Origin of the sequence: Collimonas sp. OK307, assembly GCF_900113705.1 — a bacterium.
GTDB lineage: Bacteria > Pseudomonadota > Gammaproteobacteria > Burkholderiales > Burkholderiaceae_D > Collimonas.
This window is the reverse complement of record NZ_FOQI01000003.1, coordinates 288,271-306,978: the sequence shown is the minus strand read 5'-3', so window position 1 is coordinate 306,978 and position 18,708 is coordinate 288,271. Positions and strand designations below refer to the sequence as shown.

Annotated in this window: 21 protein-coding genes and 1 other RNA gene; 10 read left to right on the top strand and 12 right to left on the bottom strand. The window is 55.8% G+C overall.

What is annotated here, in order from left to right:
• From fdhF to BM205_RS07000, 3 genes are all read left to right on the top strand, one after another.
• On the top strand, positions 1-1,761 hold a 1,761-nt coding region (gene fdhF, locus BM205_RS07010), incomplete at its 5' end, for a formate dehydrogenase subunit alpha (protein WP_092413816.1).
• Positions 1,762-1,778: 17 nt separating this feature from the next.
• The gene (gene fdhD, locus BM205_RS07005) at positions 1,779-2,594 is read left to right on the top strand and encodes a formate dehydrogenase accessory sulfurtransferase FdhD (RefSeq protein WP_092413783.1); all 816 of its coding nucleotides are present in this window, start codon (positions 1,779-1,781) and stop codon (positions 2,592-2,594) included.
• A 59-nt stretch (positions 2,595-2,653) separates the two neighbouring features.
• The gene (locus BM205_RS07000) at positions 2,654-2,878 is read left to right on the top strand and encodes a formate dehydrogenase subunit delta (protein WP_092413782.1); all 225 of its coding nucleotides are present in this window, start codon (positions 2,654-2,656) and stop codon (positions 2,876-2,878) included.
• Between the two features lie 14 nt (positions 2,879-2,892).
• On the opposite strand, the gene BM205_RS06995 is transcribed toward BM205_RS07000, so the two are convergent.
• Positions 2,893-4,209 carry a lactonase family protein gene (locus BM205_RS06995; RefSeq protein WP_254783777.1) on the bottom strand — a complete coding sequence of 439 codons (1,317 nt, stop codon included), beginning with the start codon at positions 4,207-4,209 and terminating at the stop codon, positions 2,893-2,895.
• Between the two features lie 142 nt (positions 4,210-4,351).
• On the opposite strand from BM205_RS06995, the gene BM205_RS06990 reads away from it, so the two are divergent.
• The 5 genes from BM205_RS06990 to BM205_RS06970 all read left to right on the top strand — a co-directional run bounded on the left by BM205_RS06990 (position 4,352) and on the right by BM205_RS06970 (position 6,352).
• Positions 4,352-4,867 (top strand): FUSC family protein, encoded by a 516-nt coding sequence (locus BM205_RS06990; protein WP_092413781.1) that lies wholly within the window; start codon positions 4,352-4,354, stop codon positions 4,865-4,867.
• Between the two features lie 72 nt (positions 4,868-4,939).
• The gene (locus tag BM205_RS06985) at positions 4,940-5,191 is read left to right on the top strand and encodes a coiled-coil domain-containing protein (protein WP_092413780.1); all 252 of its coding nucleotides are present in this window, start codon (positions 4,940-4,942) and stop codon (positions 5,189-5,191) included.
• A complete protein-coding gene (locus BM205_RS06980) occupies positions 5,188-5,499 on the top strand; it encodes a cell division protein ZapA (protein WP_092413779.1) in 312 nt (103 codons plus the stop codon). The genes BM205_RS06985 and BM205_RS06980 overlap by 4 nt, the downstream gene beginning before the upstream one ends.
• 121 nt (positions 5,500-5,620) lie before the next feature.
• Positions 5,621-5,801: non-coding RNA, 6S RNA (gene ssrS / locus BM205_RS06975), on the top strand.
• An 86-nt stretch (positions 5,802-5,887) separates the two neighbouring features.
• Positions 5,888-6,352 carry an EVE domain-containing protein gene (locus BM205_RS06970; protein ID WP_092413778.1) on the top strand — a complete coding sequence of 155 codons (465 nt, stop codon included), beginning with the start codon at positions 5,888-5,890 and terminating at the stop codon, positions 6,350-6,352.
• A gap of 33 nt (positions 6,353-6,385) precedes the next feature.
• Here BM205_RS06970 and BM205_RS06965 read toward each other — a convergent pair whose 3' ends face one another.
• The 4 genes from BM205_RS06965 to BM205_RS06950 form a co-directional block, all read right to left on the bottom strand.
• Positions 6,386-7,933, bottom strand: a complete 1,548-nt coding sequence (locus BM205_RS06965) for a malonate--CoA ligase (protein ID WP_092413777.1) — start codon at positions 7,931-7,933, stop codon at positions 6,386-6,388.
• Between the two features lie 76 nt (positions 7,934-8,009).
• Positions 8,010-8,867: a prolipoprotein diacylglyceryl transferase gene (gene lgt / locus BM205_RS06960; RefSeq protein WP_092413776.1), complete on the bottom strand. Its 858-nt coding sequence runs from the start codon at positions 8,865-8,867 to the stop codon at positions 8,010-8,012.
• Positions 8,868-8,872: 5 nt separating this feature from the next.
• Positions 8,873-9,766, bottom strand: coding sequence for a LysR family transcriptional regulator (locus BM205_RS06955; RefSeq protein ID WP_092413775.1), 894 nt, complete (start codon positions 9,764-9,766; stop codon positions 8,873-8,875).
• A 112-nt stretch (positions 9,767-9,878) separates the two neighbouring features.
• Positions 9,879-10,115 (bottom strand): TIGR04438 family Trp-rich protein, encoded by a 237-nt coding sequence (locus BM205_RS06950; protein WP_092413774.1) that lies wholly within the window; start codon positions 10,113-10,115, stop codon positions 9,879-9,881.
• A 163-nt stretch (positions 10,116-10,278) separates the two neighbouring features.
• Between BM205_RS06950 and BM205_RS06945 the strand changes: the two genes are divergently transcribed.
• Positions 10,279-10,590 carry a c-type cytochrome gene (locus tag BM205_RS06945; RefSeq protein WP_092413773.1) on the top strand — a complete coding sequence of 104 codons (312 nt, stop codon included), beginning with the start codon at positions 10,279-10,281 and terminating at the stop codon, positions 10,588-10,590.
• A 157-nt stretch (positions 10,591-10,747) separates the two neighbouring features.
• On the opposite strand, the gene BM205_RS06940 is transcribed toward BM205_RS06945, so the two are convergent.
• From BM205_RS06940 to BM205_RS06930, 3 genes are all read right to left on the bottom strand, one after another.
• Positions 10,748-11,881 carry a branched-chain amino acid ABC transporter substrate-binding protein gene (locus BM205_RS06940; RefSeq protein WP_254783780.1) on the bottom strand — a complete coding sequence of 378 codons (1,134 nt, stop codon included), beginning with the start codon at positions 11,879-11,881 and terminating at the stop codon, positions 10,748-10,750.
• 278 nt (positions 11,882-12,159) lie between these two features.
• Entirely contained in the window at positions 12,160-13,305 is a 1,146-nt protein-coding gene (locus tag BM205_RS06935; protein ID WP_371326464.1) for a branched-chain amino acid ABC transporter substrate-binding protein, read from the bottom strand.
• 328 nt (positions 13,306-13,633) lie between these two features.
• Complete coding sequence (locus BM205_RS06930) at positions 13,634-14,782, bottom strand: branched-chain amino acid ABC transporter substrate-binding protein (protein ID WP_092413771.1); 1,149 nt, start codon at positions 14,780-14,782, stop codon at positions 13,634-13,636.
• 177 nt (positions 14,783-14,959) lie between these two features.
• Between BM205_RS06930 and BM205_RS06925 the strand changes: the two genes are divergently transcribed.
• The gene (locus BM205_RS06925) at positions 14,960-15,469 is read left to right on the top strand and encodes an Lrp/AsnC family transcriptional regulator (protein ID WP_092413770.1); all 510 of its coding nucleotides are present in this window, start codon (positions 14,960-14,962) and stop codon (positions 15,467-15,469) included.
• 196 nt (positions 15,470-15,665) lie between these two features.
• On the opposite strand, the gene BM205_RS06920 is transcribed toward BM205_RS06925, so the two are convergent.
• From BM205_RS06920 to BM205_RS06905, 4 genes are all read right to left on the bottom strand, one after another.
• Positions 15,666-16,982: a D-amino acid dehydrogenase gene (locus BM205_RS06920; RefSeq protein WP_092413769.1), complete on the bottom strand. Its 1,317-nt coding sequence runs from the start codon at positions 16,980-16,982 to the stop codon at positions 15,666-15,668.
• A gap of 157 nt (positions 16,983-17,139) precedes the next feature.
• The gene (locus tag BM205_RS06915; RefSeq protein ID WP_092413768.1) at positions 17,140-17,568 is read right to left on the bottom strand and encodes a hypothetical protein; all 429 of its coding nucleotides are present in this window, start codon (positions 17,566-17,568) and stop codon (positions 17,140-17,142) included.
• A 10-nt stretch (positions 17,569-17,578) separates the two neighbouring features.
• Positions 17,579-18,004, bottom strand: coding sequence for a DNA polymerase III subunit chi (locus BM205_RS06910; RefSeq protein ID WP_092413767.1), 426 nt, complete (start codon positions 18,002-18,004; stop codon positions 17,579-17,581).
• Positions 18,005-18,031: 27 nt separating this feature from the next.
• On the bottom strand, positions 18,032-18,643 hold the full coding sequence (locus BM205_RS06905) for a glutaredoxin family protein (protein WP_254783776.1): 612 nt from the start codon (positions 18,641-18,643) through the stop codon (positions 18,032-18,034).
• Positions 18,644-18,708 lie beyond the last annotated feature (65 nt).

Below are 18,708 nucleotides of genomic sequence, written 5' to 3'. Positions count from 1 at the left end.
CGTGTCTGCCATTCGCCTACCGGCTACGGTTTGAAGCAAACGCTGGGCGAATCAGCCGGCACCCAGACTTTCGATTCTGTGATGAAGTCGGATGTGATCATGGTCATCGGCGCCAATCCGGTTGCCGCGCATCCGGTGTTTGCTTCACAGATGAAACGCCGCCTGCGCCAGGGCGCCAAGCTGATCGTGATCGATCCGCGCACTACTGAAATGGTGAAGTCGCCACATGTGCAGGCCGATTACCATCTCAAACTGCGGCCCGGCACCAACGTCGCCTTGATCACTGCGTTGGCGCACGTGATCCTGTCAGAAGGTTTGCAGAAGGAAGATTTCGTCGCGGAACGATGCGACCAGCAATCCTATGCCGACTGGAAGGAATTCGTGCTGCGGCCGGAGAATTCGCCGGAAATGATGGCTGATGTCATTGGCGTCCCCGCAGACCAGTTGCGCGGTGCGGCACGTTTGTTTGCCACCGCCGGCAACGGCGCCATCTACTACGGCCTCGGCGTGACCGAGCATGCGCAAGGTTCGACCATGGTGATCGGTATCGCCAACCTGGCGATGGCGACCGGGAATGTCGGCCGCGAAGGCGTCGGCGTCAATCCGCTGCGCGGCCAGAACAATGTCCAGGGTTCTTGCGACATGGGTTCATTCCCGCACGAATTACCCGGCTACCGGCATGTTTCTGATAGCACTGTGCGCGGCGAGTTCGAACAAGCCTGGGGCGTCACCTTGAGCCCCGAGCCGGGTTTGCGGATTCCGAACATGTTCGACGCCGCCATGGATGGCAGTTTCATGGGCTTGTATTGCGAAGGTGAAGACATCGTGCAGTCGGACCCGAATACGCAGCACGTCACCGCTGCGCTGGCTGCGATGGAATGCATCGTGGTGCAGGATCTGTTCCTCAACGAGACCGCTAAATATGCACACGTGTTCCTGCCCGGATCGTCGTTCCTGGAGAAGGATGGCACTTTCACCAACGCGGAACGACGTATCTCTCGCGTACGAAAAGTGATGCCGGCCAAGGGCGGCAAGTCGGATTGGGAAGTCACTGTCGCCTTGTCCGCGGCTCTTGGCTATCCGATGGATTACCAGCATCCTTCTCAAATCATGGATGAAATCGCCGCGCTGACACCTACCTTCCGCGGCGTCAGCTATGCCAAGCTGGAACAGGCTGGCAGCCTGCAGTGGCCATGCAATGACGCGGCACCCGAAGGCACGCCGATCATGCACATCAATGAGTTCGTGCGCGGCAAGGGCAAGTTCATCAATACCCAATATTTCGCTACCGATGAAAAGGTGACACCGAAATTCCCGTTGATCCTGACTACCGGCCGGATCTTGTCGCAATATAATGTCGGTGCCCAGACCCGGCGTACGGAGAACGTCGAGTGGCATAGCGAAGACCGGCTGGAGATCCATCCGCACGACGCCGAAGACCGAGGCATCAAGGAAGACGATTGGGTCGGCATTGAATCGCGTGCAGGACAGACCGTATTGCGCGCAACGGTGACCGAGCGGGTGCAGCCGGGTGTGGTGTATACCACCTTCCATTTCCCTGAGTCGGGCGCCAATGTCATCACCACCGATAATTCCGACTGGGCCACCAATTGTCCGGAATACAAGGTCACGGCAGTGCAGGTAATGCCGGTCAGCCAGCCTTCCGAATGGCAGAAGCAGTTCAGCCGTTTTACCGAGCAGCAACTGAAGCTGCTGCAAGGGCAAGCCGGGCATGAGGCTGAGGCCGCAGTCACCAAGTAATCGCATAGAGGAATAGCATGGCCACACCCGAATACGCCAGCAGCACTGAAGTCGATGTCGAAAAATGGAGTAACGGCGTCGTCAGCAAGCGCCGCGACGTGGTTGCCGAAGAAGTGCCGGTGGCGCTGGAATACAACGGTATTTCGCATGCCGTGATGATGGCGTCGCCTGCCGATCTGGAAGATTTTGCACTGGGTTTTTCCTTGACCGAGGGAATCTTGCAGGATCGCAGCGAGTTGTTCGATTGCGAGATCGTCACAGCGGAGGACGGAATTCAGGTGCAGATGCAGATTGCCACCGAGCGTTTTGTCGCGCTCAAGGAGAAGCGGCGCAACCTGACCGGCCGTACCGGTTGCGGTTTGTGTGGCGCGGAAACCTTGCAACAGGCGGTGCGTAAGCCGGCGCCGGTAACTTCCCGTGCGCAGTTTTCAGCGGCAGACATCTACACGGCAATGGCCGACATGCAAAAGCGGCAGCATTTGCAGCAGGTAACCGGCGCAACCCATGCCGCCGCATGGCTACAGGCTGACGGCAAAATTGCGTTGGTTCGGGAAGATGTCGGGCGTCACAATGCGCTCGATAAATTGATCGGCGCCTTGGCGCAAAAAAATCCCAAACAGGATTTTTCCAGCGGCGCAGTGCTGATCACCAGTCGCGCCAGTTATGAAATGGTGCAAAAGGCAGCGAGCACCGGATGTGGTTTTATCGTCGCGGTATCGGCTCCGACTGCGCTGGCGATCCGCCTGGCGGAACAGGCCCACGTCACCTTGCTTGGCTTCGTGCGGCAGCCCGGCCATGTGGTGTACGCTCATCCGCAGCGGTTGTTGCCATGAGTTGCCATGAATTTTCGTGACCACCGCCAAAACCAAACTGCAGCAGAAAGGGTAGCGTTATGAATGTAGAGCACCTGGTGAAGATGGCGAATCAGATCGGGTCATTTTTCGAGACCATGCCCGACCACCAGCAAGCCATGACGGATCTCACCAGCCACCTGAAGCGTAGCTGGGAGCCGCGCATGCGGCGCGCGTTGCTGGCGCATATTGAAGAACAGGGTGGAGCAGATCTCAAGCCTTTCGTGCTGGAGGCGATTCAGCAGCATCCCGGCAAGTTGCAGTAGTTTGCAGCAAGCGCTCAGCGTAAAAACACCATCTGCGAAGGGCTGCCCAGCCCGGTATACCTGTCGATAAATTCCAGCTTGCCGCTGTTCTTGTCGATGGCGAACTGGGTGATATTGTCGCTGCGCTGGTTCAACGCGTAGATATAACGCCCTTGCGGTTCAATCACGAGGCTGCGCGGATAGTCGCCGCGGGTCCATGTTTCTTCTACCCAGCTGAGTTTGCCTTGCGCACCGATGGCGAACTGGGCAATGCTGTTGCGCAGGCGGTTTGCCACATACAGGAAGCGGCCGTCGCGACCCAAGGTAAGGCCGGCGGCAAAACTGGTGCCCTGATAATTTTTCGGCAGGCTTGAGACGGTTTGCTGTTCTTGCAAAGTTCCTGAAGCCTGGTCGAAGTGATAGAGCGTCAGCGTTGAAGATTCTTCATTGATCAGGTAGACATACTTGCCGTTGGGATGAAACACGAAATGGCGCGGGCCGGCGCCGGCCGACGAGGCCTTGATGAAGGACGGCGTATTCGGCGTCAAGCTGCCGGTGCTTTGATCAAAGCACCATTGATATATCCGATCCAGCCCAAGGTCGGTAGAAAAGACAAATTTGCCGCTGGGGTCGCTGGCGATCATGTGCGCATGCGGACTGTCATGGCCGCTGGCGGCAAAGCTGCCGATAGCGGCTGCCTCGGGTCGCCCGGCGCCAACCGGACCGGCGCTTTGCCGGATCGATACGGCCGGTCGCAAGCTACCGTCTTCAGCTAGCGGGAACGACGCCACCGAGCCACTGCCGTAATTCGCAGTGAGCAGATAATTCTGTTTTGGTGTCAGCGCCACATGCACCGGGTTCTTGCCTTGCGCGTCCTGTTGATTCAACAGCGTTAGCGAGCCATCTGTCCGGTTCACCGCATACGCCGCCAGCACGCCGTGCTGGCTATCTTTGTAATTGTCCACCTCACTTGCTACATACAGCGTTTTGCCGGCGGCATCGAGATCTAACTGGGCCGCATTCGGCAGCGTGCTGACGACTTTCACCCGGCTTAGCGCGCCTGACTGGCTATCCACCCTGAACAGGTAGACGCCTTCGCCGTTAGGGTTGTAGGTTCCGACATAGGCAAATAGGGCCGGGGCAGGAGTCGACGGCGTTTCGGCTTTTAGCGGCATACTGGTCATGGTGAGTAGGACAATGGATAGCGCCATCCTTGTGGACAGGCGGGAGATCGCTGACTGAATCTGCATATTTTCTCCGGTAGCCGAGCCGGCAGCTTCGGCGTTTTTCTTCAGATTGTTTTCCAGATTCTTTGTCGGATTATGGCGACGAATGAATATAGGGTGATCCAAACCGATTGGCAATATGTAAATTCACGGCCGCCACGGACGAACCTTCGCCGGAGGTCCGTGTCACAGTGTAAGGTACTGAATTCTCGAGGCGAATCAGGTTCTCGGCTAAAATGGCGCTCGCACCGAAATTCTAAAGGCCGGAATGGACTTTCAATTCATTAGCCCCAGAAAAAATGCCCTGGTTTATCTGATCAAGATCGTGACGGGGTCGTTGATCACCTGGTACGGATTGCGCGCACTGGGTTTGGATGAGCCGTACTGGGCCTTGATTTCCCTGATCATTGTGACTGAGCCGGACGTCAACCTGGCCAAGGCGAACTTCCGGGCCCGTTTGATCAATACCCTGAATGGCTGTGTGGTGGCTTGTCTGGCGCTGGTTGTTCTCGGCCCCGGATTTCTGTCCTTGCTGGTCGCTTTGGCAACATCGGTGCTGGTGGCCATGTTGTTGCAGAACTATCCCGCCAACTGGCGTCTGGGCCCTGCGACCGTGGTTATCTTGATGTCAGCTGCGATTGGCGGTAAAGGCCTGCATCAGGAGTTGCAGTATGCTTTGTTGCGGGTCGGAGAGGTTATTGCCGGCAGTACCGTAGCATTATTGCAATCATTGGCGTATTCCTATGCACTCAAGCGCCTGGCACCGGCACCTACCAACACCTAATTGATGATCAACTGCTAGATTCATTGTTCGAATCTATTGACGTAATTTCCTTAGCGACACTATAGTGACAAAATGATTTCAGAATTCCATCAATTATCAGAGAAAATCGGCCAGTTGGCCGAGCTGACGCACGCCTTGCGTCGCGAAAATGCCGAACTGCGCCTGCGCGTGACCGGTTTGCAGAGTGAAAACGAAGAGTTGAAGCAACGCATCGGAGAAGCGCACCAGCGGGTAGCCGCCTTGCTGGAGAAATTTCCAGCATTGCCGGAAGCAGTATCGCAAGAAGCGTCGCAAAAATCGTTGCAAGATCAGGAGCTTACATGAGCCAGTTAAATGTCAGCATCATGGGCCAGCCATACACACTGGCTTGCAAAGAAGGCGAAGAAAAGGCGCTGCAGGAAGCCGTCACCTATCTGGATGGCAAAATGTCTGCCATCCGCGATGCCGGGAAAATTCGCGGCAATGATCGCATTGCCGTCATCGCCGCGCTTGGCATCGCTGCCGAATTATTGGGCAGCAAAGCTCCCGCAGGTCCGTTGTCCGATCTCACCATGTCGGAAGTAAAGCAGAACATCACTGCGATGCATGCAGTCCTGGATGAAGCGCTGGCTGCACAGGAAGACTTGTTTTAACTCTTGTGCTCATGACGCTGCGCCTGCCGGCCAGCCAAGTATTTGGCTGCTTTGCTGGCCGCATCGCACCAAAATTTTTGCCAAAAGGGGTTTGACTTGGATATCGTTTGGAGTAGACTAACGACTCCTGCCGTGTTCGCGATTGTCATAAAATCCTTGAACCATTTATACGCAACGGCTGCGGAATTTTGTTCGATAGGTGTGAGCGTCGCTAGTCCGATGAGCCCGAAATTGAACTAACTGCGGCCAACTTGAATCGCTTTGGTTCAGGATGCCGACAAAGCGGCACAGGCGGGACTTGATTCTAAAGCGGTTGCACATGTGCAGCCGCTTTTTTTATTTTCGACCGGATTTTCCATTTTATCTTTGATATCAGATTAGAGGCGAAATGAGTTATTGGCTAATGAAATCCGAGCCGGACGACGCCAGTATCGACGACGTCCTGGCCATGCCCAGACAAACCATCGCCTGGTATGGCGTGCGCAATTATCAAGCACGCAATTTCATGCGCGATGCGATGCGGGTCGGCGACGGCGTGCTGTTCTATCATTCCGGCTGCGCCGTGCCAGGGATAGCCGGCTTGGCCGAAGTGGCGAGCACGCCTTACCCTGACGACACGCAGTTTGATCCCAAGAGTAAATATTTCGATCCCAAGGCCGAGCGCGAGAATCCGCGCTGGATGCTGGTCGATGTGCGCGCCCTGAAGAAAACGCGTCTCGTCGCCTTGCCCGAATTGCGAGAACAGGAAGCGCTGGCCGAGATGCAGATCCTGCGCCGCGGCAACCGGCTTTCCATCACGCCGGTCGGCGCCGCCGAATGGCGCCACATCACAACCAAGCTTATGAAGGGGTGACGTTGCCCGTGGTTCGTACTATTTGCGTGCTCTTTATGTTCCGTAACGCTCGCGCAGCAAGTTTTTTTGTACTTTCCCCATGGTGTTGCGCGGCAGTTTTTCTGCAAAGAACACTTGCTTGGGCACCTTGAAATTGGCAATCGTGTTTTTCATCAAGGCGATCACATCCGCCGTCGTCAGCGTGGCTTCGGGCCGTTTCACGATCACCGCAGTCACTGCTTCACCGAAATCCTCGTGCGGAATGCCGATCACTGCGGATTCCAGTACGCCATCGATTTCATCTATCACGCTTTCGATTTCCTTCGGATAGACGTTATAACCGCCGGAAATAATCAAATCCTTGCTACGGCCGACGATTGCCAGGTAACCCTCGCTATCCAGTTTACCGACATCGCCGGTCTTGAAATAGCCGTCGGCAGTGAATTCCTCCGCAGTCTTTTCCGGCATGCACCAGTAACCCAGGAATACATTCGGTCCCTTGACCTGAATTTCGCCGATTTCACCGATTTGATCCGTGCCGCACACCACGTCGTCGCCGTTGCCGTCGGTTGTCATCAAACGTAGCGAGACCCCCGGCAATGGCAGGCCGACGGTGCCGCCGCGCCGTTCGCTGGCATACGGATTGGAGGTCAGCATTGCGGTCTCGCTCATGCCGTAGCGTTCCAGTATGGTGTGGCCGGTACGTGCGATAAATTCGGCAAAGGTATCTGTTAGCAAGGGCGCCGAGCCGGACACGAACAAGCGGATATTGCGGCAAGTGTTGCGATCGAATCCGCTGTTCGCCAGCAGCCGCACATAATAGGTCGGCACGCCCATGAAAACCGTGCTGCGGGGCAGTTGGCGGCAGACTTCTGCAGCGTCGAATTTCGGCAGGAAAATCATCTTGCTGCCGTTCAGCAGCGCGCCGTTGGCCGCTACCAGCAAGCCATGGATGTGAAACAGCGGCAGTGCATGCAGCAGGACGTCATCCGCTTGCCAGTGCCAGTATTGCTGCAACACCTGGGCGTTCGAGCCGATGTTGCCGTGCGAAAGCATGGCTCCCTTGCTGCGGCCGGTGGTGCCCGAGGTGTACAGGATCACGGCGAGATCGTCGGCCTGCTTTTCAACCGTCTCGAATTGGTCAGGATGATGCATGGCGCGCGCCAGCAGCGATCCGGAATTCCTGCGGCCATTACCACCTGCGCCTTCATCCAGCGTAAACAGATGCCGGGTGCCGGCCTTGAATGCGATCTGGGCTATCCAGCCGAAATTCTGCGGCGAGCAGACGAATACCGCAGGTTTTGCATCGCCGATGAAATATTCGATTTCGGCAGCACGATAGGCCGTGTTCAGCGGCAGGTAGACGAAACCGGCGCGTAATGTCGCCAGATAGAGAATCACTGCCTCGGGTGACTTTTCCACCTGCACGGCAATCCGCGCGCCGCTTGGCAGACCCAGGCTGCTGAGTAAGTTGGCCATCCTGGCGGATGCGCGTTCGATGTCGCCCCAGGTGTAGTACTGGCCGTCGTGGGTTTCGATGCAGCAAGCGGTTTTGTCGGCGGGAAAGCGCGAGGCAAAAAGTGCGTAAAGATTGGCAGTCATAGTCAAAACGGAAAAGGTAGGCGGGAAGCGTTCGCCAGGTCACCGTCAGGTGGTAAGGGAACGCCCGCACTTTGGTTCAGGATGTCGATTTGCCTGTTTGGGCTTTGGCTGGTGGCGCATCGGCGGCGCCAGCAAATTGATACGGCTTTCTATAAGCGATGACCAGCAATATGATGCCCAATACGATCATTGGCACCGACAGCATCTGGCCGGCGGAAATGGTGATGCCGCCAAACGTCACGTTATAGTCCGGCACGCGGAAATATTCGGTAAAGAAGCGGGCACAGCCGTACAGCAGCGAGAACATGCCGGCCACGGCCATGCGCGGCCGCGGTTTGCGCGAGAATATCCAGAGGATGATGAACAGCAAAATGCCGTCAACCAGCATCTGGTAAATCGGCGATGGATGACGCGGCAGGCTGTCCACGTTAGGCCAGATCATGGCCCACGGCAGCGACGGATCGGAGACTACGCGGCCCGGCAATTCACCATTGATGAAATTGCCGAGGCGGCCGGCGGCATAGCCGAGCGGTACCATGGGCGCGATGAAATCCATGATATCCATCAGTTTGCGGCCGGACTTGCGACCCCACCACCACATGGCAATCATGACGCCGATAAAGCCGCCGTGGAACGACATGCCGCCTTTCCAGACCGCGATGATTTCGCTCGGGTTGGAAAAATAGTAGGCCGGATCGTAAAAGAATACCTGCCCAAGGCGACCGCCGATCACTACCCCCAACACGCCATAAAACAGCATGTCGTCGATATCTTCTTTTTTCCAGCCGGCGGCGGCAATATGCGGTTGCTTGATCCTGATGCGGCCGACCCAGATGAACTGGATGAACGCCAGCAGATACATCAGGCCGTACCAACGCACATGGAGCGGCCCCAGAGAAAAGGCGATCGGGTCGGGTAATGGATGAATCAGCATGTTCTTTATTTCTTTCTCAATAATTCCAAAAAGGCTTGCAGTACGGGCGAAACATTATCACGGCGCCAGGCCAGGCCGGTTTCTACCAGCGGCGTCTGATCCTGCAATTCGCGATAGTCGACCCCCGGGCGTTGCAGGTTCGACACCGATTGTGGCACAAGCGCGATTCCCATGCCAGCCGATACCAGGCCGACGATGGTTTGCATCTGGATCGCCTCCTGGCCGATATGGGGAGTGACGCCGGCGGCCCGGAAACAACCCAGGATGGTGTCGTGGAAACCCGGCGAGATGCGGCGCGGGAAAATGATCAAGGGTATATCTGCCAGTGAGCTCAACGCGATCTTGCCCTTGGTCCGCAAAATTTTGAGCCCGCTGGGCGCCGCCAGGATCAGCGGCTCCGATAACACCGGCTGGTAATCCAGCGCCAGCTTGGCCTTGTCCGGCAAGGGCGGGATCAGCAGGCCGGCATCGATCCTGCCTTCCATCAATTGCGCCAGCTGGAGATCGCTGGTGGCTTCCTGCAAATCGATCTGCACTTGCGGATAGGCTTCACGGAAGGCCCGCAGCAGCGGTGGCAAGATACTGTAATCGGCAGTAGAGACAAACGACAGCGTAAGCAAACCGGATTCACCGGAAGCCGCACGCCGCACCAGGTCGGGCAGGGTGGCGGCCTGTTGCAACAGGCGTTGCGCCTCAGGCAGCAGCGCCAGCCCGGCCGGTGTCAGCGCCACGCTGCGTTTGGTGCGTGCAAACAGTGGCGTGCCAAGGTTGGCTTCGAGCGCCTGGATGGCTTGCGATAACGGCGGCTGCGTCATGTGCAGCCGCAGTGCGGCGCGGCCGAAATGCTTTTCTTCGGCAACCGCCACGAAATAGCGCAGTTGTCGCAGCTCGATATTCATATATTCTTCTTAAATTCGTCGTCGAACATTCGTCGTCAAAAGCCCGTAACTAATAAAAAAGCCGGAGAAGTACCGGCTTTTGGTGTTGCATAACGATGTCTTCCTGCGTATTTCAGCGGCCCCGGCCTTTATGGTTCTCAAAGGTCTTCTTGACCCGTTCCTGCCTGGTCTTTTCGATTGCTTCGTGCGCTTTGCGCTTGTCCAGGCCGAGCATCCGCTCCAGGAACTCAAACCAGATAAAGGCGACCGCCATCAGGCCAGCGATCCACCACCACGATATGCCGTCAAACGGACCGATCTCGAAGTATTTTAACGCTATTAGTGAAACGATAAGAATAATCAGTGGCATGGCTTTCCCTTTTCTATGCGGAAAGGATAGGGCGAAAGATGCCTGTGGTCAACGGATGTCGGTCTGATATGTTGAATTTCAGATGTATGTAGGTGTTTCCGAGATATGAGACAATGCAGGCGGGCAGGTAAAATGGTGTCACATTTTTTTGACGGAGATAAGAATGAAACGTTTGTTGATCTGTGCAGTGCTTGGTGCAATGGCCTCAGGTTCCGCCCTGGCGGACGCCGGTCTGGATCTGGCAAAAGCCAAGAACTGTCTGGCGTGCCACTCGGTAACTAACAAGGTGGTCGGTCCTGCGTACAAGGACGTTGCAGCGAAATTCGCCGGTCAAAAAGGCGCTGAAGACATGCTGGTGCAAAAAGTGTTGAAAGGCAGCACAGGTACCTGGGGTGCGATCCCGATGCCGGCCAATCCACAAGTGAGCGAAGCCGAAGCGCATACGCTGGTGAAATGGATTTTGTCGCTGAAGTAATAGCGCAGGCCATGCCGCTAACAGGGCGCTCAGATGAGCGCCTTTTTTTATGGCTGGAAGTCTAATAAAAAAAGCGTCCAGGCAAACCGGAACGCTCTTTAACTTGTATCTCGGAATAGGTGGGCGGGCACAAAGGCGTGCCCACCCTGCGACGCAGTTACTTCGTTACTGCCAGCTGGGTACGCTGGCCATCCCTGTAGGTATATAAAGTGATCGTGCCGTCCTTGATGTCGCCCTTGGCGTCAAACGAGATCATGCCGGTCACGCCCTTGTGGTGAATCTTGGCCAGCTCCGGCAGGTATTTTTTCGGATCGGCAGACTTGGCTTTTTGCATCGCGTCTGCCATGGTCATCAAGGCATCGTAGGTGTACGGCGCATAGATCACGACGTCCTTGCCATATTTTTGCTTGTAGGCTGTCTTGAAATCGTCCAGGCCTTTCCGGGCGGACTCTTCCACGCCGCCGGCTTCGGCGCAAATCACTTGATTGTTGCCGATGCCGTCGCCCGCCAGTTTAGGCAGGTCGGAAGTGCAAATGGCGTCGCCACCCATGAATTTGGCATTGATGGCCAGCTGCTTCATCTGGCGCAGCATAGGGCCGCCGCCGGCATCCAGTCCGCCGAAAAACACGATATCAGGTTTCCTGGCCTTGAACGAGGTCAGGATCGCATTGAAGTCGGTCGCCTTGTCGTTGGTGTATTGGGTGGACACGATGGTCATGCCGGCCGCCTTGGCCGCTTTGGTAAATTCTTCCGCCAGGCCCTGGCCATAGGCGGTGCGGTCGTCAATCACGGCTGCGGTCTTGGCATGCAATGTCTTGGCTGCATATCGGCCCAGGGCGCTACCCAGTTGGGCATCGCTAGCCACTACGCGGAAGGTGGTGTTGAAATTTTGCTGGGTATACTTTGCGCTGGTAGTCGAAGGCGAAATTTGCGGGATGCCGGCATCGTAATAAATTTTCGACGCAGGAATCGAAGTGCCCGAATTGACGTGGCCAATGACGCCGGCCACTTTGGCGTCGACCAGTTTTTGCGCTACTGCAGTGGCTTGTTTCGGATCGGATGCATCATCTTCCGCCATCAACATGAATTTGGTTTTCTTGCCGTCCAGCGTAATGCTTTTCGCGTTCAACTCTTCGATCGCCATCCTGGCGCCGTTTTCATTGTCTTTGCCGATGTGGGCGATGGGGCCGGTGATCGGGCCGACGTGTGCGATCTTGACCACTTGTTCCTGCGCATAAGCGCTTGCAGACACGGCCAATGCGATGGCAGCGGTCAACGGAATCATTTTCATTTTGTGCACCAGATTTCCTCCTGAGGATTTGCAGCGAAATTAATAAATTGATAGATTAATGGCAAGCAATTTTTTAGACAGCCGACTTCAATCGGTAGTTCGGTCTGTCCGCGGAGTTAAACGGTACAACATATGAATAGCTTCGCAAAGCGCTTTTATATGTTTTTTTGTCAATTCCGCAGAATGATATGTGTAATGTGCAGAGCAGCAGGGGAAAAATAAAAAAGCGCCCCGACGCTAAGGCCGGGGCGCCCCATGAAACAGCCGGTGAATGTTATTTATTTAGTGACCGCCAGCAAGGTGCGCTTGCCGTCCTTGTAGGTGTACAAGGTCAACGTGCCGTCCTTGATATCGCCCTTGGCATCGAAGGCGACCATGCCGGTCACGCCCTTGTGATGGATCTTCGCCAGTTCCGGCAGATATTTTTTCGGATCGGCGGAGTTGGCTTTTTGCATGGCTTCCACCATGGTCATCACAGAGTCGTACGAGTAGGGCGCATACAGTTTGACTTCAGTGTTGTATTTCTTCTGGAAGGCCGCCTTGAAATCGTCCAGGCCTTTTTTACCCGAATCTTCGACGCCGCCGGCTTCCGCGCACACTACCTGGTCATTGATCACGCCATCGCCTCCCAGTTTGCCCAGTTCGGCAGTACACATGCCGTCGCCGCCCATGAACTTGGCCTTGATGCCGAGCTGTTTCATCTGGCGCAGCATCGGGCCGGCAACCGCATCCATGCCGCCGAAGAAAATAACATCCGGATTCTTGGCTTTGATGGAAGTCAGGATGGCGTTGAAGTCGGTCGCCTTGTCGTTGGTGAACTGGGTCGCGACGATATTCACGCCAGCGGCTTTGGCGCCCTTGGCGAATTCCTGCGCAACCCCTTGACCGTAAGCGGTACGATCGTCGATCACGGCGATATTCTTGGCTTTCAGCGTGGTGGCCGCATAACGTCCCAGCGTGCCGCCCAGCTGGCCGTCGTTGGCGACTACGCGGAATACGCTGTTAAAACCTTGCTGGGTGTATTTCGGGCTGGTGGCAGCCGGCGAGATTTGCGGGATGCCGGCATCGTAGTAGATCTTGGAAGCCGGAATCGTGGTGCCCGAATTCAGGTGGCCGATAACGCCGTCGATTTTGGCGTCCACCAGTTTCTGCGCTGCGGCCGTGCCTTGCTTGGGATCGGATGCATCATCTTCCGCCAGCAAGACGAATTTGATTTTCTTGCCGCCCAGGGTAACGCCCTTGGCGTTCAATTCTTCGATCGCCATCTTGGCGCCGTTTTCCATGTCTTTGCCGAGATGGGCCGAAGGGCCGGTCACCGGACCGACATGGCCGATCTTGACGATTTGTTCCTCGGCATAGGCCGAGCCGGCAGCGCCCAGGGCCATCGCGATTGCTGCAGCCAACGGTAACATTTTATTCTTCATCTGCACGTGTTTCCTCCTAAGGATTAAGTAAGCAAAGATTTCCCGCTGTTTGCTCAGCGGAACATGTAAACATTACAACAGAAAAAAATCTTCGCATAGGTTTTTCCTGTGTTTTAAACAATACCCTCACGGCTGAGGTGGGGAATGCAGCTGGGATAACGAGGATATTTGGCGCGGGGCGGCGCTGGCGGGAAGATAAGCGGCAGTCGCGTTTCGCGTAACTGCCGGCAAATTCTTTGGCACGTACTAATGCGTGCAAATGCGTAATATTGTGTAATAAAAAAAACGCCCCGTCAGACGGGGCGTTTCCGGATACTGCGCGAGACGATTATTTTGTCACTGTCAGCAAAGTGCGTTTGCCATCCTTGTAGGTGTACAAAGTCAGCGAACCGTCCTTGATGTCGCCCTTAGGGTCGAACGAGATCACGCCCGTCACGCCTTGATGGTGAATCTTGGCCAGTTCAGGCAGGTATTTTTTCGGATCGGACGACTTGGCTTTTTGCATGGCGTCAACCATTGTCATCAGCGCGTCGTATTCATACGGTGCGTAGATCACGACTTCCTGGTTGAATCTCTTTTGGTACTTGGCCTTGAAGTCTTCCAGCGCTGCCTTGCCAGCATCTGGCACACCGCCAGCTTCGGCGCAGACTACCTGGTCGTCTTTCAAGCCTGCACCGGCCAGCTTGGCCAGCTCAGTGGTGCACAGGCCGTCGCCGCCCATGTATTTGGCTTTGATGCCGAGCTGGTCCATTTGACGCAGCATCGGGCCGCCGACCGCATCCATACCGCCGAAGAAGATCAGGTCAGGATTCTTGGCCTTGATGGAGGTCAGAATCGCGTTGAAGTCGGTAGCCTTGTCGGTCGTGAACTGAGTGGCGACGATAGTACCGCCGGCCTTCTTGGCGCTCTTGGCGAACTCTTCCGCAACCCCTTGGCCGTACGCGGTACGGTCATCGATCACGGCGATGTTCTTGGCCTTCAGCGTGTTGATAGCGTAGCGGCCCAGGGTGCCGCCCAGCTGGCCATCGTTGGCCACCACGCGGAACGCGGTATTGAAGCCTTGCTGGGTGTACTTAGGATTGGTGGCGGATGGCGAGATTTGCGGAATGCCTGCATCGTAATAGATCTTCGATGCCGGGATGGTCGTGCCGGAATTCATGTGGCCGATAACACCCTTGACCTTGGCGTCCACCAGCTTCTGCGCAACTGCAGTGCCTTGTTTCGGATCGGAAGCATCATCCTCGGAAGCCAATACGAAAGTAACTTTTTTACCGCCGATCATGGTGCCCTTGGCGTTCAGTTCCTCGATCGCCATCGTAGCGCCGTTTTCATTGTCCTTGCCGATGTGAGCGTTAGGACCTGTAAGCGGGCTGACTTGACCGATGGTGACGACTTCTTGAGCTGAAACAGGGCCGGCAAAGGCGAAAGCCATTGCAATTGCGCCAGCCAACGGAATCATTTTGATCTTGTTCTGCATGAATATCCTCCTGAGGATTTAAAATAAAACAATCTAACTACAGTTCTACCGTCCGCTGCTTTTCTATTATTTATTCAGATTGATCCGAATAAAGCAACGTTACAACATAAAAAACGCTTCGCATAGCGGTTTTTGCGAATTCTTAAAACAGCTGGAGTAGCCCTTGATTCCCTTGGCATGAGCAAACAACACACCCTAGACAAAGTCGATCGCAAACTGCTGAACTTGCTGCAGCGCGACAATCAAATGCCGACCCGAACCCTGGCCGAAAAAGCGCACATTTCCCAGCCAACCTGCCTGCGCCGCTTGCGCGATTTGCGCGAGGCCGGCATCATCAGCGGCGATGTCTCCCTGGTCGATCCGTTCGCGCTCGGTTACGGCATGCTGGCGTTCCTTGAAATCTCGCTGAATCACCAGTCAGACGAACACATGCAGGAATTCGAGCTGCGCATGAACAAGGAAGCGGAAGTCATGCAATGCTATTTCGTGTCCGGCGACTATGATTATTTCCTGGTCGTGCATGTGATCGATATGGATGCCTATTATCAGTTTGTGCGCCGGGTCATTTCGGGTTCCGGCAATGTCCGCCATTTCCAATCTCGTTTTCCGATGAAACGCGCCAAATTCGTTACACGGGTCGCCTTCGACGAGAAGCCGGCAACGGTCGAGGTGCGCATCGCCAAGTGATGCACTCGAACAGTGCGCCTTAGCAGCAAAAATAGCGGCGCGACTGATTCCCGCAGACACATACGCAAAAACCGCGCCATGCCACAGCCGATCGCCACAGATAAAAAAAACAGATAAAAAAAAGACCGGTGCTGTCGCCAGCATCGGTCTTTTTTATTGCGTGCTCATTGCCTTGCCATAGCAGGCATGACAGCAATCATGCCTGCACAGGACGCGGCAAAATCAATGGCTGCGGCGCCTGCCGTGGCATGCCGGTAAAGGCAAAATCGACCTCCGGCCGGCGGCCCGAGACGATCTCGGCGATGGCGCGTCCGGAACCGCAACCCATGGTCCAGCCGAGCGTGCCATGGCCGGTATTGAGGAACAGGTTGCTGATTCTGGTCTTGCCGATATACGGCACGTTGGATGGCGTCATCGGGCGCAGGCCGGTCCAGTAAACCGGATTGTCGTAGTCGCAGCCGTCCGGGAACAGCTCGCGGGTACGACGTGTGATCGCTTCGCAGCGAGTGGTGTTGAGTTCACGCGTGTAGCCGTTCAGTTCGCAGGTGCCGGCCACCCGCAGGCGGTCGCCCAGACGTGACACCACCAGTTTGTAACCGTCGTCGGTCAGCGAGACGCTTGGCGCGGCTTCCGAATTGGTAATCTGATAGGTGGCAGAATAACCTTTACCCGGATAGATCATCAGTTCGATACCCAGCGGTTTCAGCAACGGTGTCGAGAAGCTGCCCATGGCAACCACGAAAGCGTCGGCATGCAGTACTTCGTGACGGCCGTCGGCATTGATGACTTCGACTCCGGTGATCTTGGCGCCGGCGCCGCTGCCTTCGGTAATCAGTCGGGTGACGCTGGTGTTGTACTGGAAATTTACGCCCGCTTCGGCGGCTTTATCGGCCAGGCCCGAGGTGAATTTATAGACGTCGCCGGATTCATCGGTGGCGGTAAAGTCGCCGCCGACGATTTTGTCGCGGATGCTGGCCAGGGCAGGTTCGATCTTTACCACTTCATCGGCGCTGATCGAGTCGCGCGGGCAGCCCAGGTCGCGCATCAGCTTCGCGGCCGGCAGCGAGATGTCGAATTCTTTTTGGTCGGTATAGAAATGCAGGATGCCGCGTGTCAGGCAATCGTAGTCGACGCCAGTGTCGGCGCGTACGGCTTGCAGGGTCTGGCGGCTATATTCGCAGATGGCGACGATTTGGCGGATATTGTCGTTGGTGCGTGCCGGTGTGCATTCACGCAGGAAATTCAGCGCCCATTTCCATTGCAGCCATTCCGGACGGAAGCGATACAGCAACGGCGCATCTTCCTGCCCTAGCCATTTCAACACTTTCAACGGTGCTTGCGGATTGGCCCAAGGCTCGGCATGCGATACCGAAATCTGGCAGCCGTTGGCAAAGCTGGTCTCTTGCGCCGCACCTGGCTGGCGTTCGATCACTGTCACATCGTGACCTTCCTTGTTCAGGAACCAGGCAGAGCTAGTGCCGATAACGCCGGCGCCCAATACAATTACTTTCATCTCATCTCCAAAAACTACCGTTTTTAAACAAAATTACCGCTTTTCAATAGCGCTATTGTAAGAAAACATAGATTTTTTAGGCGATCAAAATGAGATCTATTTTTTTTACTTTTATCTACGGCATTGCAAATAGTGATTGAAAATCAAAAAAACTGCGTCAAATGTTTGTTTTTTTTAATTTAACTAATTCCAGGCTTACTGCTCGGCAAATCACTTCATCCAGGGTCTGATGCAAGCCGCTTCTGATTTGCGCCGCCATCCCTTCCACCGCAGTCTGCAACACGTCCGCCAAGCCGTCGCGGACACGCTGCTCGATAACGAAATCGATCCTGTCCTGCAACTGCTGCAAGACTTTTTCCCTTACCTCAGCCTCGAGCCGTTCCCAGTCATGCTGGCTCAGCGTGATCTCCCGCCGGGGCGAGGGCAAGTCGAAACTGTCTTCATCGTCGATTGCCGACGCCGATGTTGATACTGCAGCGCTGGCAATAGCCTCTGGCGGCGTTTCTATAATGTCGGTCAAAGTCGGTAGCGGAACAATGACCTCGGTCAATAAAGGGATATTGGCGTCATGTTTACCGTTGGTCATTACAGATTCCTCAAACATTGTCAGCAACAAAGTGGGTCAGCGGATAGCCGCGTTGCTGGTAAAAACGATAGCGCTCGCGTCCGCCGGCCTTGTCTTCTTCAGCCAGCGAGATGATTTCGAACATTCTTTCGAAGCGGGCGAAATGCAGTGGCGTCCTGCCGGACAGGTTGACCAGGATCTGGTGATGCGGCCACTCGGTTTCTTCGTCGGCGGCCAGGATCACCGGGGTTTGCGCCGCCAGAGGGTCGCCGGCCCTGACGTGCGGCAGGAAGTCGTGCTCGGAGAATGTCCAGAGCGCCTGGTCAAGCGTCGCCAGGTCCTCGGCATTACTGCTCAATATGACGATCTGGCGTTGTGCCATGCGGGCTTTGCGCACCAGTCGGCAGGTGTACAGAAATTTGTCCGAGATATTGGTGTGAAAGTCGATTTGCGTCATGAGTAATAATAGTGGGGCGGCAATGTCTTAAAAGCGGAAACCGGGAGGCGCGTTGCCTGCCGCCGGCAATGCGTCGCCGTTGTTGTTGGTGGTGCTGCCGATGGCCGGAGCTGCCGATTTACCCGGTGAGGCGGCGCCTGGTGCGGCGGCTACCGGCGCTGCATTGCGATAAGTTTTTGGCAAACGGTTGCTTTCCGGGTAGCCGGCTGCCGTCAGCGCGGTGCCCCAGGCTGCAGCAGAGAAGGCGCTTTCCTGGTTGCCGCCAACGGTCAGCACGGGCAGCTGGTCGCCCTTCGTGATCTTGTGTAACGCAGCAATGTCTTCATTGCTCTTCACGGTTTTTTCGCTGAACGGAATGCCGCGTTCGTTCAGCATTTTGCGGCCATCGTCGCAGGGGATGCATTTTTCCGCACTATACAGGGTGACAGGATGGTTTTTCACCGCCAGCGCCAGTTCATATGGCAGGCCGTCGCTACTGTCGCCACCACTGCCGGCAACGGTTTTTTGCGCTATCGCCTTGCCGGCGGCCGGCGGTGTATCACTATAAGTGACCTTGCCATCCGGGCCGGTGGATTTATACAGTTGCGCCTGTACGCTAGCGGCCGACATCAGCAGAAAAAACATTGCAGCGAATTTCATCCCAACCTTCATCCTCTTCCCCTCGTTGTAAGAATCGCCGACCTGCGGCGAAGGTTTACCTGCGT

Coding starts and splice junctions, on each gene's coding strand:
- fdhD (WP_092413783.1), top strand. CDS start 1,779: ATGGCCACACCCGAATACGCCAGCAGCACTGAAGTCGATGTCGAAAAA.
- BM205_RS07000 (WP_092413782.1), top strand. CDS start 2,654: ATGAATGTAGAGCACCTGGTGAAGATGGCGAATCAGATCGGGTCATTT.
- BM205_RS06990 (WP_092413781.1), top strand. CDS start 4,352: ATGGACTTTCAATTCATTAGCCCCAGAAAAAATGCCCTGGTTTATCTG.
- BM205_RS06985 (WP_092413780.1), top strand. CDS start 4,940: ATGATTTCAGAATTCCATCAATTATCAGAGAAAATCGGCCAGTTGGCC.
- BM205_RS06980 (WP_092413779.1), top strand. CDS start 5,188: ATGAGCCAGTTAAATGTCAGCATCATGGGCCAGCCATACACACTGGCT.
- BM205_RS06970 (WP_092413778.1), top strand. CDS start 5,888: ATGAGTTATTGGCTAATGAAATCCGAGCCGGACGACGCCAGTATCGAC.
- BM205_RS06965 (WP_092413777.1), bottom strand. CDS start 7,933: ATGACTGCCAATCTTTACGCACTTTTTGCCTCGCGCTTTCCCGCCGAC.
- lgt (WP_092413776.1), bottom strand. CDS start 8,867: ATGCTGATTCATCCATTACCCGACCCGATCGCCTTTTCTCTGGGGCCG.
- BM205_RS06955 (WP_092413775.1), bottom strand. CDS start 9,766: ATGAATATCGAGCTGCGACAACTGCGCTATTTCGTGGCGGTTGCCGAA.
- BM205_RS06950 (WP_092413774.1), bottom strand. CDS start 10,115: ATGCCACTGATTATTCTTATCGTTTCACTAATAGCGTTAAAATACTTC.
- BM205_RS06945 (WP_092413773.1), top strand. CDS start 10,279: ATGAAACGTTTGTTGATCTGTGCAGTGCTTGGTGCAATGGCCTCAGGT.
- BM205_RS06940 (WP_254783780.1), bottom strand. CDS start 11,881: ATGAAAATGATTCCGTTGACCGCTGCCATCGCATTGGCCGTGTCTGCA.
- BM205_RS06935 (WP_371326464.1), bottom strand. CDS start 13,305: ATGAAGAATAAAATGTTACCGTTGGCTGCAGCAATCGCGATGGCCCTG.
- BM205_RS06930 (WP_092413771.1), bottom strand. CDS start 14,782: ATGCAGAACAAGATCAAAATGATTCCGTTGGCTGGCGCAATTGCAATG.
- BM205_RS06925 (WP_092413770.1), top strand. CDS start 14,960: ATGAGCAAACAACACACCCTAGACAAAGTCGATCGCAAACTGCTGAAC.
- BM205_RS06920 (WP_092413769.1), bottom strand. CDS start 16,982: ATGAAAGTAATTGTATTGGGCGCCGGCGTTATCGGCACTAGCTCTGCC.
- BM205_RS06915 (WP_092413768.1), bottom strand. CDS start 17,568: ATGACCAACGGTAAACATGACGCCAATATCCCTTTATTGACCGAGGTC.
- BM205_RS06910 (WP_092413767.1), bottom strand. CDS start 18,004: ATGACGCAAATCGACTTTCACACCAATATCTCGGACAAATTTCTGTAC.
- BM205_RS06905 (WP_254783776.1), bottom strand. CDS start 18,643: ATGAAATTCGCTGCAATGTTTTTTCTGCTGATGTCGGCCGCTAGCGTA.